Genomic DNA, 15,182 nt, shown 5'->3' with positions numbered 1-15,182 from the left:
TTTTTTTTAATATATTATTAGGGAATTAATATTTTAAAGGAAGGAATATGTACCATAATCTTAATAAATCTATATACAGAAATTTAATTATAGGTGTAGATACTAAAATTCCAATAAGTAATGGAGATATTGTAACAGCTATAAATTTTGATAATGCAGCTACCACACCTCCCTTTATTTCAGTACTTAAAGAAATTGTTAACTACTCTCCATGGTATTCATCAATTCATAGAGGAATTGGATATAAATCTTTAGTTTCATCTAAGATCTATGAGGGCTCAAGGAAAACTGTATTGGATTTCGTAGGAGGAGATATTGAAAAGGATACAGTTATATATGTAAAAAATACTACGGAAGCCATTAATAAATTATCCAATACCTTGTGCAAGGATAGTAAGCAGAATTTTCTACTTTCGAGTGATATGGAACATCATTCTAATGATTTACCCTGGAGAAATAAATATAATATAGATTATGTGTCAGTAGATCAATGTGGAAAACTGAGATTAAAGGACTTAGAATATAAATTGAGAAAAAATAATGGAAAAGTTAAACTTGTAACTGTAGCTGGTGCATCTAATGTTACGGGATATGTGAATCCTATATATTCTATTGCAGCACTTGCTCATAGATATGATGCAAAAATTCTAGTAGATGGAGCACAACTTGTACCACACGCACCTATAGATGTAAAAGCCCACCATTCAGAAGAGCATATAGACTATTTAGTTTTTTCTGCTCATAAGATGTATGCACCCTTTGGAACTGGAGTATTAATTGGTCCAATAGATACATTTAAAGATTCAGCACCGGATTATGTTGGTGGAGGTACGGTGGAAATAGTTAATCGCAATTATATAAAATGGAAATCACCACCTGATAAAGAAGAGGCAGGTTCTCCTAATATTATGGGGGTAGTAGCTCTGCTTTCAGCCATTAAAACCTTGGGAAGTTTAGGCATGAATAACATTAGGAATTATGAAGAGTCATTAACTAAATATACAATAAATAGACTTAAAGCTTTGCCAGGGGTTAAGCTGTACTGTGTATCTGATAAATTTGCTGCTAGAGTTGGGATAATATCCTTTAACATTAGAGGAGTTCCCCATGATATAACAGCTAAAATACTCTCTTACGAATGGGGGATAGCTGTAAGAAATGGATGCTTTTGTGCCCAGCCTTATGTAAAAAAATTATTGAATATAAGTGAAGAGGCAGAAGAGCATTATATAAAAGATAATTCAATAAAGCGTCCAGGTATGGTTAGAATAAGCTTTGGAATGTATAATGACTACAGTGAAATAGATTTAATGGTAGATGCTATATCAGAAATTATAAAAAATAAAGAATATTATTTAGATAAATATGGAAAAGAAGTATAAATGGTACTATCATTTGTACTTCTTATTTTTATACCATAACTATTCTTATAATATATATAAGTCTAAAAGAAGTAGTAAAATTTATTGTTTAATTTGCATAAAAAAGTTATTTTATGCAAATTATAAGTTGAAAGTAGTGAAAACGGGTTTTATAGTTATCAAATTAGGCAGCTTCAAAAAAAGTAACCAGTATTTATTTCACGTGGTATTTATTTTCGGATGCCTTAATGAAAGGAGCATTATTAATGAATAAGAAATTAAATTTATTGATGTTTAGCGGGGAGTATGACAAAGCCCTGTCAGGATTAATACTAGCAAATAGTGCCAAAAATGTAGGCGCTGAAGTGTCTATTTTTTTTGCGTTTTGGGGATTGTGTCTTGTAAGGGATCCAGAAAAGATGAATTTAGAAGATAAAACAGCTTATGAGAAAATGTTTGATATAGTTACACCTAAGGGGCCGGATAGTCTTCCACTTTCAAAGATGAATATGAGTGGTATTGGCAAAAAAATGCTTGTGAAGATGATGGAGGAATCAGATACACCTACTTTAGATGCATTTTTAAAAGGAGCAATTAAAAAGGGAGTAAATTTCTATGGCTGTAAATTATCTGTGGAAGTTATGGGATTTAAGAAAGAAGAACTTCTGCCTGAAGTTAAAATTATTACAGCTGACGAATATTTAAAGGATGCTTTTGATTCAGATATTCAATTATTTATTTAATTTATTTGCGAGGGATGAATATTTTATATCTGGGAAGTCAAAAATTTATAATGAAAATAAATGAATAAGGCATGAGAAAATAAATAGTAAGTCAAAGATGCGACGAATATTTTGAATCATACAAGGAAACAGGTTCCGAGGATAGTGGGCTATCTGAGGGTTCTGTTGACGCAGTAGGATTCAAACTAGGCTAGCATACTGACTAGTTATTTATTGAATATGCCTAAAGGAAGGATGTGTTCCTAATGAAAATAGGTATTCCTAAGGGCCTTTTATATTGCAAGTACTATCCTTTTGTAAATAATTTTTTTAGTGAACTTGGCGCAGAAATTATAACTTCAGAAGATACAAATAGAGAGATACTTGATTTAGGCGTGAAATTTTCTGTAGATGATGCATGTTTACCGGTTAAAATCTTTCATGGACACGTAGCTTCCATAAAAGATAAATGTGATTTTATATTTATACCACGTTTTATGGAGGTAGATAAAGGGCAGTCTATATGTCCCAAATTTTGTGGACTTCCTGAGATGGTTAAAAATAGTATACCTGAACTTCCACAGATTATCACTGAACCCATTTATGGACTCAATGATAAAAAATTGTGGGAATTTTCAAGAAAAATTGGTAAGAGATTAAAAAAGGATAGAAAGAGTATAGAAAAAGCTTTCATTGATTCATTGGCTATTCAAAAAAAATTTAACGTTGGTAAGTACGATAAAAATTACAAGCTTAAAATTGCTTTAGTAGGTCATCCTTATAATATATATGATAATTTTACAAATATGGATATAATAAAAAAATTAAATAAAATGAATATTGGGGTTGTGACGGAAGAATATGTCGAAAAAGAGTCTATAGATGAAGAAGTAAATAAATTATTTAAAAGGCCCTTTTGGACCTTTGCAAGAAATTCCTATGGATTTGCTGCTCATGTTGGAGAACATAAAAAAGTTGATGGAATAATATACATATCTTCTTTTGCCTGTGGCATTGATTCTGTAGTAATAGAACTTATAAAGGATAAATTGAACAATTTTCCAATACTTGTACTTAAAGTGGATGAACAGACAGGAGAGGCTGGAGTGGAAACAAGGATAGAAGCCTTTACTGATATGTTGGAAAGAAGGTGCAGTTAATGAAGTTAACTATGCCTCATTTAGGCAATACATACTTAGGAGCTAAGGCTTTATTTGATGGACTTGGCATCGAATTTATTGTACCTGAATTTAGTAATAGGGAAGCTTTAGAAATTGGAGCAAAATATGCTCCCGATGAGATATGTCTGCCTTTTAAAATTATGTTTGGCAATATAATACAAGGGTACAAAGCTGGGGCAGATACTGCCATAATAACTGGGAGTTGTGGTCCTTGCAGGTACGGCGAGTATTGTGAAATATTCAGAAATACCCTTAAGAGGGCTGGATGTGATATTGAGTTAATAGTAATAGATCAGCCTAAAGACATAGGGGTAAAAGAATTTCTTAGAAGAATTGGAAAGGTAGCAGATGCTAGTGATAAATCCAGAAATGAACAAATTAAAGCTTTATTCAATGCCTATAAAGTTATAAAGCTTATAGACTATATCGAAGGTGAAGCACGATACTTAGCCGGATATGAATTAGAAAAAGGTCAATTTAAAAAGCTTTTGCATAATTGCAAAATAGATGCTGCTAGTTGTAAAGATCCATTAAAGATGATAGAAATCTTAGAAAAATACAAAAAGAATTTAAAAGATATTAAGATTGATAAAACTAAAAATCCAATTACTATAGCAATAATAGGAGAAATATACACTATATTAGAACCTTTCGCAAATCTTTATATAGAAGATAAACTTATGGATTATGGTGTTTCTCTTAAAAAGGGAATAACTCCTAGTTGGTGGGTTAAAGATGCTGCATTAGTACCCTTAAAAATTAACTCAATAAATATAAGAAGGGCATCTAAAAAGTATTTGCCATTATATATAGGAGGTCATGCAAGAGAATGTATAGGGGAAACAGTTTTAGCTGAAAAAAACAATATGGATGGAGTAATACAGATATTTCCACTTGGCTGCATGCCAGAGATAGTGGCTAAGGCTATATTACCGAAAATTTCAAGGGATAAAGATTTTCCAATTATGAGTCTTGTAGTAGACGAAATGACAGGTGAAGCTGGCTATTCTACAAGGATAGAGGCATTTATTGATTTACTTGAGAGGAGAAAAGAAAAATGTATTATATAGGTGTTGATGTTGGATCTGTGAGTACAGATATTGTGCTTTTAGATGAAAGTATGAATGTAATTGAGTCACTATATCTAAAAACAAAGGGAAATCCATTAAAAACAATAAAAGAAGGATTTAAAAGTTTACAAGATAAGTATTGTGATGAAGAAATTAGAGCGGTAGGAACTACTGGAAGCGGAAGGCAGATTGCTTCATTTTTAATTGGAGCAGATGCAGTAAAAAATGAAATAACTGCTCATGCAGTGGCTTCCTTGGAAATAGAAGAAGATGTAAGAACCATTATTGAAATTGGTGGTCAAGATTCTAAAATAATAATTTTAAAAGATGGAATTGTTACAGATTTTGCCATGAATACCGTATGTGCAGCTGGGACTGGTTCCTTTCTTGATAGGCAAGCTGAAAGGCTTTCAATACCTATAGAGGAATTTGGAAACTTAGCATTACAATCCAAAACACCTATAAGAATAGCTGGGCGATGTGCAGTATTTGCAGAGTCAGATATGATACATAAACAGCAGGTGGGCTACAGCGAAGAGGATATTATAAGGGGTTTATGTGAAGCCTTAGTAAGAAATTATTTAAATAATATTGCAAAGGGAAAAGAATTAAAAACAAAAATATTTTTTCAAGGTGGAGTAGCTGCAAATATAGGGATGAAACACGCCTTTGAAAGGGAATTAGGTGTTGAACTGTATGTTCCTAAATATTATAACGTAATGGGAGCTATTGGAGCAGCTATAATTGGGAAAAATACAGTTGAAAAAAATAGGGATACTACTAAATTTAAGGGATTTAAAACCGCCAGTGGAAATTTTCACTCAAAGAGCTTTGAATGTGATGGATGTTCAAATAGATGCGAAGTAGTAAAAATTATTGATGAAAAAAATAGTAGTGGATGTTTTGGAGACAGATGTGGGAAATGGAGTAATTGCAGCTAAGGAGAGTGAATTATGATACATTTGGAATTAATACACTACATCTATGTGGCAGTGATAATTGCTATAATTACCATAATGTGCTTTAAAAAGGATGTAGTTCTTCCCTGCATAGTTGGTATTTTCATCATAGGTTTCATTTATAGTGGAAGCGTAATGTCATCCATCCAGATTTTATATAGAGCAATAGTTACCTCTAGTAAAGCATTTTTAGAAATAGTAATAATTATAGCTCTAGTTAATGCAATGTCTAAAGCATTAAGTGATTTGGGAGCAGATGTAATAATGATAAATCCCATTAGAAAACTTATGCTTAATGGCAAAAGAGCATTTTTTATATTAGGCTTTACTATGCTTATATTCTCATGGTTTATTTGGCCTTCACCAGCAGTAGCTTTCATAGGTTCACTTATGGTTCCAGCTGCCATAAAAAGTGGTCTGCCAGAAGTGTGGGCAGCTGTTGCTTTGGACTTATTTGGAAATGGCATGGCACTGTCCAGTGATTATTTTATTCAAGGAGCACCATCTATAACTGCAAAGACAGCGCATATTCAAGATCCACTTAGAATTGTAAAGGCAAGCTTTCCTCTATGGATAGTAATGAGTTCTGTAACTGTAATATCCTCTGCCATTATTATGGGGAGGGATTTAAAGAAAATTAAAAATATAGAAAAAAGTGAAATTGAAAATATAGATAATAATTCAGGCCTAGGTAGTAAAATTGTTGCCATAGGTACTCCACTTTTTTTTATGGCAGATGTTATAATAATGTACATCTTTAAACTAAAAGGTGGAGATGCAACTGCTCTAATTGGAGGAACGGCCATAATCATAATGTGTTTAGCTTCTATAGTAAACTATAAGTTTAAAAACGCATTGGGAAAAGTACCCTTGTATATTAAAGATGGAGCTATGTTTAGTATGAAGGTTTTTGCGCCTGTAATTATAATAGGAGCTTTCTTTTTTTTAGGGAGTAAAGAAAGTGCTCAAGAAATACTTGGCATAAATACAAATGGATTTTTAACAGATATAGGTGTTTTTATATCACAACATATAAAAATGAGCAGGATTTCAGTTATATTAATTCATTCTGGGATTAGTGGTATGCTTGGAATAGGAGGATCTGGATTTTCTGGTTTACCCTTAATAGGAACTTTAGCTCAGGTTTTTTCTTCAAATGTACACATAGATGAGGCTTCACTGGCGGCATTAGGGCAAATTATAACTATATGGATAGGTGGAGGCACTATAATTCCATGGAGTGTTGTACCTGTGGCTGCTATTTGTAATGTAGAACCTTTTGAGATAGTGAAAAAAAATATAATTCCTGTTTTATTAGGTATTACAGCAGTAATAGTCACTGCAATATTTATATTATAGGTATATGAAATTAGTATATTTTTATATTAGGCATATGAAAATAAATGTTGTTTTACATAAGTGTGATTGTAAAAAAATAGAAAATATACTATAATATGCATAAGAGGAAATTAGTATAATAATATGTTATACTGAAAAAGGGGGAAGTTTCAATATGCTTACTGAAATTAATATACATAAAAATGATATAAAACAAAAGTTGTGTATTAGAAAGATTTTAAACTGCTTTAAAAAAAATATTTTTTCCCTAGTAATTATTTTATTGTGCATATTCTTAGTGTTCAATTTACTAATGTATGATACTGGAACAAATAATGTAAACTTAAAGAGTTCATTTAATGTAAGTAGAGTATATATCGTTAGTATAATAACAGGTATTTTAATAGGTTTTTTATTAGCTTTGTTTGTGGAAGTATGGTATAGAAAAAGGATTTTACAGGATAGAAATAGGGAAACGTCAAAAAATTATGCCAGAATTTTTAAAGCTGATATTGAAAGAAGCTATAGGTTATTTCGAAATAAGAGATTTGAATTAATAAAAATAACAGATATAACTATTGTGAAGAATTGGCTTCAAGGCTTCGGATACATATCTACTGAACTTAACAGAGAAGAAATACAACAATTTATAAATTATTATTCTAGAATAAATAAGTTAATGGAATATGAAGAAAGAATAAATGAACATCTTGAAGGAATGCAGTATACTACTTTAAAAAATTATCCTTACATGAAAGAGTATAGAAATCTCGTTGCAATATTTAGTTTTGAGATTAATAATCTTTTTAAAGTTGATATTTCTAAGATAAAAGAAAAATTAATTATGTTATGTGGATAATTAATTTTCAAAACTATGATTATATAATAAAATACATAAATAGTCTAAAAACAAATGGCAAATTAAATATTCAGTATATTTAATTGCTACTGTTTTAATGATGGATAAGTAATAATGTAATTAAAATATTCTTATAATAAGAAGTCTATAAAGGAGTATATTATGGAGAAAATTCATAAAATTAAATTTAATTCAAATATGGTTAAAGAAATTAAATTAGAAATAATAGCTATACTTGTTTTTTTTGTTATATTAATATTATTAAGTAAAAATGATATTTCATCATTTAATATTATTGTAGATATTATATCTGCTGTTGTAGCTTTAAATATATTTATTACATCAGTAAGTACTAGTAAATATTTAAAACATAACTTAATAATTTTAGCTGGGATATCATATGGATTTATAGGGATTATTAATTTGTTATATGTTATTACCTATAGAGGATTAGTCTCACCAGGTTTAGATAGTCTAGGCCTTTTAAAAAATTTTGAGTTTATAAGAGAATGTGTACAAGTTATTTCGGCTATATTAATAATCTTTGTAGCTATTAAGAATAGAAAAGACTATAATAAAAATATTTTTAACATGATGATTATTTCAAGTATATTTATAGTTATTTCTCAGTTCATATATAATTTTTATGGAAATGCCTATGAAAGTATATATATAATTAGTAAGTTTGTTGAAATTATAGGGTTTTATTTAATTTATAAAGTTATTATAAATTTTTCAATAAGAAAACCTTACAATGAATTGTTTTCTAAATTAAATAATTTAAACAGTGAGTTAGAAAAAAAAAATGTAGAATTGCAAAATATAAATGATAAGTTAAAGAAAGAAAATTTTAAGAGGAAAGCTACATCATTGATTCTTAAAGAAACTATACAAAGATACAGAACAGTTTTAAGTTTAACACCCAATTTAATCATAATAACTAAAAATAATAAATGTATTTTTGCAAATAAAGCTGCATTAAGTTTATTTAAATTAAAAAATACGAAAGAAATCATGGGAAAGAACATATTGAATTTTGTGCATAAAGATTATCAGCAAATAGTAAAAAAAAGAATGGAAACTATAAAAGTCAATGGTGGAGAGTGTCCTTTTATAGAGGAGAAATATATAGCAGCAGATGGAAGTATGTTTTTTGTAAAGGCAACAGCTGCCTCTGTTCCCTATGATAGTGAACTTGCAATAACCATAGCAAGGGATATAACTGAAAGTAAAAGAGCAGAAGAAAATGAAAAGCTTTTGGAGAAGGTGCTACAATCCGATAGAATAAGAAAGGATTTTTTTGCTAATATATCTCATGAACTTAGAACACCATTAAATGTTATATTTACATCTGTGCAATTATTGGATATGAATTTTAAAAAGCTTAATATTACTGATAAAAATTTGAATAAATATTTAAATATGACTAAACAAAATTGCTATAGACTTTTAAAACTTATAAATAATTTAATTGACATAACTAAAATTGATTCAGGATACTTAAATATAAGTCTACAAAATTGCGATATCGTAGAAATAATTGAAGATACTGTAATGTCTATAGCTGAATATATTAAGAGTAAAGATATCGAAATTATATTTGATACTGAAATAGAAGAGAAATATCTTGCTTGTGATGAAGAAAAAATAAGCAGAGTAATCATAAATCTCCTTTCAAATGCAGTTAAATTTACAAAGCCAGGTGGGAGGATAACAGTAAATGTTTATGATAAAGGAAATAAAATACTGATATCTGTTAAAGATACTGGCATAGGTATTCCTACAGAAATGAAAGATAGTATATTTGAGAGGTTTATACAGGCAAAGGAATCTTTAGCTAAAGAATGTGGTGGTAGTGGTATAGGACTTTCCATAGTAAAAGCATTAGTAGAAATGCATAAGGGTGATGTTTGGGTTGAAAGTGAAGAGGGGAAGGGAAGTGAGTTTTTTATTGAAATCCCAGTTATATTATTAGATAAAAAACAGATTTCAAAAAATCATGATTTAGTGAATGATAAGAAAAATATTGTAAATATAGAATTTTCAGATATAATGAATTAATTAGCCTACAAGAGTTTTTTGAGAGGCTCTTATGGTGATTTTAATATTTTAATTACAATATATAACAATAATCTTTACTAGCTAATACTTATATTCATTAATACATTACAATGGTAAACGTTTTATTACAATATGTATAATCTATTGGCAGGCATATTTTAAACTTATAGGGTTTTAGAATATGCCCGTTAGTTTTTAGTTTCAATTTATATAAAAATTTATCCCATGACTAGTCACTGTAATACTTCACCGCACACAGCGAAAGCGATTCACATAAAATCGAAGATTTTGGGTCTCTGCTTGCGCTCTGTGAAAGTGATTCGCACAAAATTAAAAATTTTGGCTCTCTACTTGCACACAGCGAAAGCGATTCACACAAAATCCAAGATTTTGGTTCTCTGCTTTTCTAAATGTAAAGATAACAGCGACACGTCTCTGGATAATTCATCTAAATATTATTTATTAAATGAACAATTTTAATTACAACTTATATATGATAAAATAAATTATAAATTTAATTCTTGCAGTTTATTTCATAGCTAGCTTATGTAACACTTCAGCGACCCTACAGGGAAAGTTAACAAATAAAAATAAATAGGAGGCTTTGTATATGTTTGATACTCATGTCCATACTACCTTTTCTACTGATTCTAAGCTTACTATAGATGAGGTTATTAAAAAGTCACAGGATGAAAATTTAGGAATTATTATAACAGAACATATGGATTTGAATTTTCCAGTAGCTGGTGAATTTGTATTTGATATAGATAAATATTTTGAACAATATAGTAAATACAGAAATGATAGACTTCTTCTTGGAGTAGAACTGGGGATGAGAGATGACTGTATAGATGAAAATTCTAAAATAGAAAAATCTTATCCTTTTGATTATGTGTTAGGATCTATACATTTTGTGAACCGTATAGATATATATGAAAAAAGTTTTTATGAAGGAAAAACTAAGAAAGATACTTATGATGAATACTTTGAAAATATGCTAAATAATATTAAAACTCATAATTATATTGATAGCCTCGGACATATTGATTACATATGCAGATATGCTCAATACGAAGACAAAGAAATATATTATAGAGAATATAGTAGTATAATTGATGAAATATTTAACACTCTCATTGATAGAAATATAGCTATAGAAATAAATACAAGGAGACTTTCAAATAAATATACTGCTAGAAGCCTTATAGAAATATATAAAAGATTTGCAGACCTTAAGGGTAAATATGTAACCATAGGCTCTGATTCTCACAGCGAAAAAAGTATAGGTAATAATTATAAAGATGCATTAGAAATTGCTGAGCTATGTGGATTAAAACCAGTATATTTTAAAGATAGAAAGATAGAATATATTTAAAATATTTATTGTTAAATATAAAGTAAAAACATTAATAACATATATTATTTTATTTATGTTGGAAATGTTTTTGATTTTTTGTTGACATTTTCAATTTTAATTGATACTATTTTAGTATAGTAAAGTAATAAAGTGATAAATTAATAAAGCTGAATTTATGGAGGAGTTATAGTGGCGAATTTAAAAAAATATATACCAGAAGGAACAAAAGATATACTTTTTCAAGAATGTACATCAAAGGTTAAAATAGAAAATTTAATAAGAAATGTTTATATAAATTATGGATACCATGAAATCATTTCTCCTACCCTGGAGTTCTACGATGTATTTAATATGCATAATCAACCAATTCCTCAGGAACAAATGTATAAATTATTTGATAATAGAGGAAGAATTCTAGTTTTAAGATCTGATATGACAACTCCTATAGCAAGAATAGCAGCTACAAAAATAAAACCTGAAATGTATCCATTAAAACTTTGTTATAGCCAGAATATATTTAGAATAAATGAGGTTTTAAATGGCAAGCTAAGTGAGTTTACTCAATCAGGTATTGAAATAATAGGAGTGGACAGTATAAGGGGAGATATAGAAGCTATTATTACGGGAATAGAAGCTTTAAATAAAATAGGACTTAAGAATTTTAAAATAGAAATAGGAGATTCACAATTTTTCAGGCAGCTAACAGAAGATTTGCCTTTAAATATTGAAGAAAAAGAAAATATTAGAATACTTATTCAAAATAAGAATATCTCCGGTCTTAGAGAATTTTTAAACAATAATGGTAAGGTCATAGATAAAAATACTTTGGAAATATTACAAAGGATTCCAGAACTGTTTGGTGGGAAAGAAGTTATTACGGAAACTAGAGAACTTCTAGGTAAATCTTACGGGGTAAAGGCTCTTGAAAATATAGAAAGAGTTTATGAAATAATGGAAAAATTAGGCTTTAGCAAATATATATCAATTGATTTGGGTATGGTACAGAATTTGAATTATTACTCAGGGCTTATTTTCAGAGGATATTGTATGGATGCAGGAGATAGTATACTAAGTGGCGGAAGATATGATAAACTCATAGAGAATTTTGGAGAGAAATTGCCAGCTACAGGTCTTGCAATAAATGTTGATACAGTACTTGAAGCCTTAAAAATTCAAGAGACAGTATTCGAAGATAAAAAGATTGAAAAAATTATACATTGTAATTTTGATGATTTACATAAAGCATATAGTTTACTGAAGAATTTAAATGAAAAGGGTATTAAGGCAGAAGTAAGCTTAATGAAAAAGGAAGAAGAAACCATTAAATATGCAGAAAAGATAAATTCAAAATTTGTAATAAATGTATCAGAGCAAACTGAAATTAAATTTGAAGACAATAAATGGATAAAGTATCATGAAAAAAATAGCTAGTTTATATATTAGCATATTTTGAATTCTTAAATTATTGTTTAGGTATAGATGAATCAGAGAAAATATAAATTTTAGAAATGGAGAGCTAATCAATATGGAATGTATAAAACCTTTAAGAATAGCACTTACTAAAGGAAGACTTGAAGAATTTTCAATAGATATATTTGAAAAAGTTGGTATTGATACTGAAGAATTAAGAAATAAAGGCAGAAGACTTGTACTTTGTGATAAGAAAAATAACATTCAATTTGTACTTGTAAAGGCCGTTGATGTATTAACCTATGTAGAGCATGGCGCGGCGGATATAGGAATAGTCGGTAAAGATACCTTACTGGAAGAGGGAAGAGACTTCTATGAGGTTATGGATTTAAAAGTGGGTAAATGCAAATTTGCATTGGCTTCCATACCAAGTTTTAATGTGAATGAAGGCTATAATAGAAAAAAAATTGCCACTAAATATCCAAGAGTTACAAGAGACTATTTTAGAAAACTAGGCATGGATGTGGAAATCATTAAAATAGAAGGTTCCGTAGAACTTGCACCTATTTTAGGACTTTCAGATGCCATTGTAGATATTGTTGAAACAGGAACTACATTGAAAGAAAATGGTCTCATTGTATTCAACGAAATATGTGACATAAGCGCTAGAATGATTGTAAACAGAGCTAGTATGAAGATGAGAAAAGATGAAATTAAGACCTTGATTGATAATGTACAACGTGTAGTAAATGATTCTGATAAAGCAGCTAAAAAAGAGTAGTAAATTAAAATGTATCAGCATAATAGGTTATTTATTTAGATATACCTAAATAGGAGGTAATTTTGGTGAGTGAACTAATAAATATATTACAAGCTAATAGTAAAGAGGGAAAAGAATATTTAGAAGGCTTAAAAAAGAGAGCTGAAGGAATTGAAGATGATGTTAATGTAAAAGTATTAGAAATACTTTCTGAAATAAAGAAAAATGGAGACAATGCAGTAATAAGTTTTACAAGAAAGTTTGATTGTGAGAACATAGAAAGTTTAACAGTAGCAAGTGAAGAAATAAAAAAAGCCTATGAGGTAGTAGATGATGAATTTGTAGACGCTCTAAAAACAGCAAAGAAAAATATAACAGAGTTCCATGAAAAGCAAAAGGATAAGTCCTGGATCATGACAAAAGAAAATGGAGTGGTTATGGGACAAACTGTTAGAGGACTTTCAAGAGTTGGAATATATGTACCAGGTGGTACAGCAGCCTATCCTTCTTCTGTACTTATGAATGCACTTCCTGCAAAGGTAGCTGGAGTAGAAAAAATTGTTATGGTTACCCCGCCTAGAAAAGATGGTACTATAAGTGAAAGTATACTTGTAGCTGCAGATATTGCTGGAGTTGATGAAATTTATAAAGTAGGTGGAGCACAGGCAATTGGAGCACTTGCCTATGGTACAGAAACTATAGAAAAGGTCGATAAGATAGTGGGACCAGGAAATATTTTTGTAGCTTTAGCAAAGAGAAGCGTCTTTGGATTGGTAGATATAGATATGATTGCAGGTCCTAGCGAGATACTTGTAGTCTCCGATGAAAATGGAAATGAAAAATTTATTGCAGCTGATTTAATGTCTCAGGCTGAACATGACAAACTTGCTTCTGCAATTTTAGTAACTACTTCAAAGGAATTAGCTTTAAAGGTTCAAAAGGAGATAAAAAGACAGGTTGAAAACTTGAGTAGAAAAGAAATAATTGAAACTTCCTTGAGGGATTTTGGGGTAATACTTGTGGTAGATAATATGGATGAAGCAATTGATCTAGGTAATAAGATAGCGCCTGAGCACTTTGAGCTTGTAGCAAAGGATCCATTCTTATACCTTGGAAGAATAAAAAATGCAGGATCAATTTTTCTTGGCTCCTATTCACCAGAGCCTTTAGGAGACTACATGGCAGGACCAAACCATGTACTTCCAACTAGTGGCAGTGCTAGATTCTTTTCTCCGCTTTCTGTAGATGACTTTATTAAGAAATCAAGCTATATATATTATAGCGAAGAGGCTCTATATGGAGTTAAGGATAAAATAGTAAAGATTGCTGATACAGAGGGATTAACAGCACATGCAAATTCAATTAAAGTAAGATATGAGGATGTTTCACAGAAATAAGATACTTAATTGTGCTGAATTTATGGCATAGTAAATATTAATTATTTTTCTATAATAACAATATTAGCCATCTGAAAATAATATGTTTATATTATGCAAGGGAGTGATTTTCATGGATAAAAGAGAGTCTTCTATTTCAAGAAAAACTATGGAAACAAATATAGAAATGAGTTTAGACTTGGATGGAGAGGGAAACTCTAATATAGAAACTGGTGTAGGATTTTTTGATCATATGCTTACACTTATGATAAAGCATGGACTCATGACTTTAAAGCTTAAAGCAGAAGGAGATACCTATGTAGACTCACATCATTTGGTGGAAGATGTAGGTATAGTTCTTGGAAAATGTATTAATGAAGCTTTAGGAGATAAAGTAGGAATAAAGAGATATGGAACAGCATATGTGCCAATGGATGAAAGTCTGTCCCTTGTATCCATTGACATCAGTGGAAGACCTTACCTAGTTTTTGAAGGTGATTTCAGTACAGAGAAATTGGGAATGTTTGAAACGGAAATGGTAGAAGAATTCTTTAGAGCTGTAGCATTTAACGCAGGAATAACTCTTCATGTAAAATTATTGTATGGTAAAAATACTCATCATATTATTGAGGGAATGTTTAAAGCTTTTGGAAGGGCGCTTCGTGAAGCTGTAGAAAAAGATGAAAGAATAAAAGGTGTAATGTCCACTAAGGGAAGTCTATAGATTT

13 protein-coding genes are annotated in these 15,182 nt (G+C 29.9%); all 13 read left to right on the top strand.

Annotated features, from left to right (window positions below):
* Positions 1-47: 47 nt before the first annotated feature.
* The 13 genes from CLOPA_RS19150 to hisB all read left to right on the top strand — a co-directional run bounded on the left by CLOPA_RS19150 (position 48) and on the right by hisB (position 15,178).
* Positions 48-1,382: an aminotransferase class V-fold PLP-dependent enzyme gene (locus CLOPA_RS19150; protein WP_015617080.1), complete on the top strand. Its 1,335-nt coding sequence runs from the start codon at positions 48-50 to the stop codon at positions 1,380-1,382.
* A 245-nt stretch (positions 1,383-1,627) separates the two neighbouring features.
* Positions 1,628-2,104 (top strand): DsrE/DsrF/DrsH-like family protein, encoded by a 477-nt coding sequence (locus tag CLOPA_RS19145; protein ID WP_015617079.1) that lies wholly within the window; start codon positions 1,628-1,630, stop codon positions 2,102-2,104.
* 245 nt (positions 2,105-2,349) lie between these two features.
* Positions 2,350-3,243 carry an acyl-CoA dehydratase activase-related protein gene (locus CLOPA_RS19140; protein ID WP_015617078.1) on the top strand — a complete coding sequence of 298 codons (894 nt, stop codon included), beginning with the start codon at positions 2,350-2,352 and terminating at the stop codon, positions 3,241-3,243.
* A complete protein-coding gene (locus CLOPA_RS19135; protein WP_015617077.1) occupies positions 3,243-4,334 on the top strand; it encodes an acyl-CoA dehydratase activase-related protein in 1,092 nt (363 codons plus the stop codon). Before CLOPA_RS19140 ends, CLOPA_RS19135 begins: the two co-directional genes overlap by 1 nt.
* Entirely contained in the window at positions 4,322-5,275 is a 954-nt protein-coding gene (locus CLOPA_RS19130; protein ID WP_015617076.1) for an acyl-CoA dehydratase activase, read from the top strand. Before CLOPA_RS19135 ends, CLOPA_RS19130 begins: the two co-directional genes overlap by 13 nt.
* Positions 5,276-5,287: 12 nt before the next feature.
* On the top strand, positions 5,288-6,652 hold the full coding sequence (locus tag CLOPA_RS19125) for a hypothetical protein (protein WP_015617075.1): 1,365 nt from the start codon (positions 5,288-5,290) through the stop codon (positions 6,650-6,652).
* 154 nt (positions 6,653-6,806) lie between these two features.
* Positions 6,807-7,490 (top strand): hypothetical protein, encoded by a 684-nt coding sequence (locus CLOPA_RS19120; RefSeq protein WP_015617074.1) that lies wholly within the window; start codon positions 6,807-6,809, stop codon positions 7,488-7,490.
* Positions 7,491-7,652: 162 nt separating this feature from the next.
* The gene (locus tag CLOPA_RS19115) at positions 7,653-9,551 is read left to right on the top strand and encodes an MASE3 domain-containing sensor histidine kinase (RefSeq protein ID WP_015617073.1); all 1,899 of its coding nucleotides are present in this window, start codon (positions 7,653-7,655) and stop codon (positions 9,549-9,551) included.
* 610 nt (positions 9,552-10,161) lie between these two features.
* On the top strand, positions 10,162-10,926 hold the full coding sequence (locus CLOPA_RS19110) for a histidinol phosphate phosphatase (RefSeq protein WP_015617072.1): 765 nt from the start codon (positions 10,162-10,164) through the stop codon (positions 10,924-10,926).
* 171 nt (positions 10,927-11,097) lie between these two features.
* Entirely contained in the window at positions 11,098-12,339 is a 1,242-nt protein-coding gene (locus tag CLOPA_RS19105) for an ATP phosphoribosyltransferase regulatory subunit (RefSeq protein ID WP_015617071.1), read from the top strand.
* A 94-nt stretch (positions 12,340-12,433) separates the two neighbouring features.
* Positions 12,434-13,099: an ATP phosphoribosyltransferase gene (hisG, locus tag CLOPA_RS19100; protein WP_015617070.1), complete on the top strand. Its 666-nt coding sequence runs from the start codon at positions 12,434-12,436 to the stop codon at positions 13,097-13,099.
* 65 nt (positions 13,100-13,164) lie between these two features.
* On the top strand, positions 13,165-14,475 hold the full coding sequence (gene hisD, locus CLOPA_RS19095; protein ID WP_015617069.1) for a histidinol dehydrogenase: 1,311 nt from the start codon (positions 13,165-13,167) through the stop codon (positions 14,473-14,475).
* Between the two features lie 112 nt (positions 14,476-14,587).
* A complete protein-coding gene (gene hisB / locus CLOPA_RS19090) occupies positions 14,588-15,178 on the top strand; it encodes an imidazoleglycerol-phosphate dehydratase HisB (protein ID WP_015617068.1) in 591 nt (196 codons plus the stop codon).
* The last annotated feature ends 4 nt before the right edge of the window (positions 15,179-15,182 follow it).

The organism is Clostridium pasteurianum BC1, assembly GCF_000389635.1.
Classification (GTDB): domain Bacteria; phylum Bacillota; class Clostridia; order Clostridiales; family Clostridiaceae; genus Clostridium_I; species Clostridium_I pasteurianum_A.
This window is presented reverse-complemented; position numbering and strand designations above follow the sequence as displayed.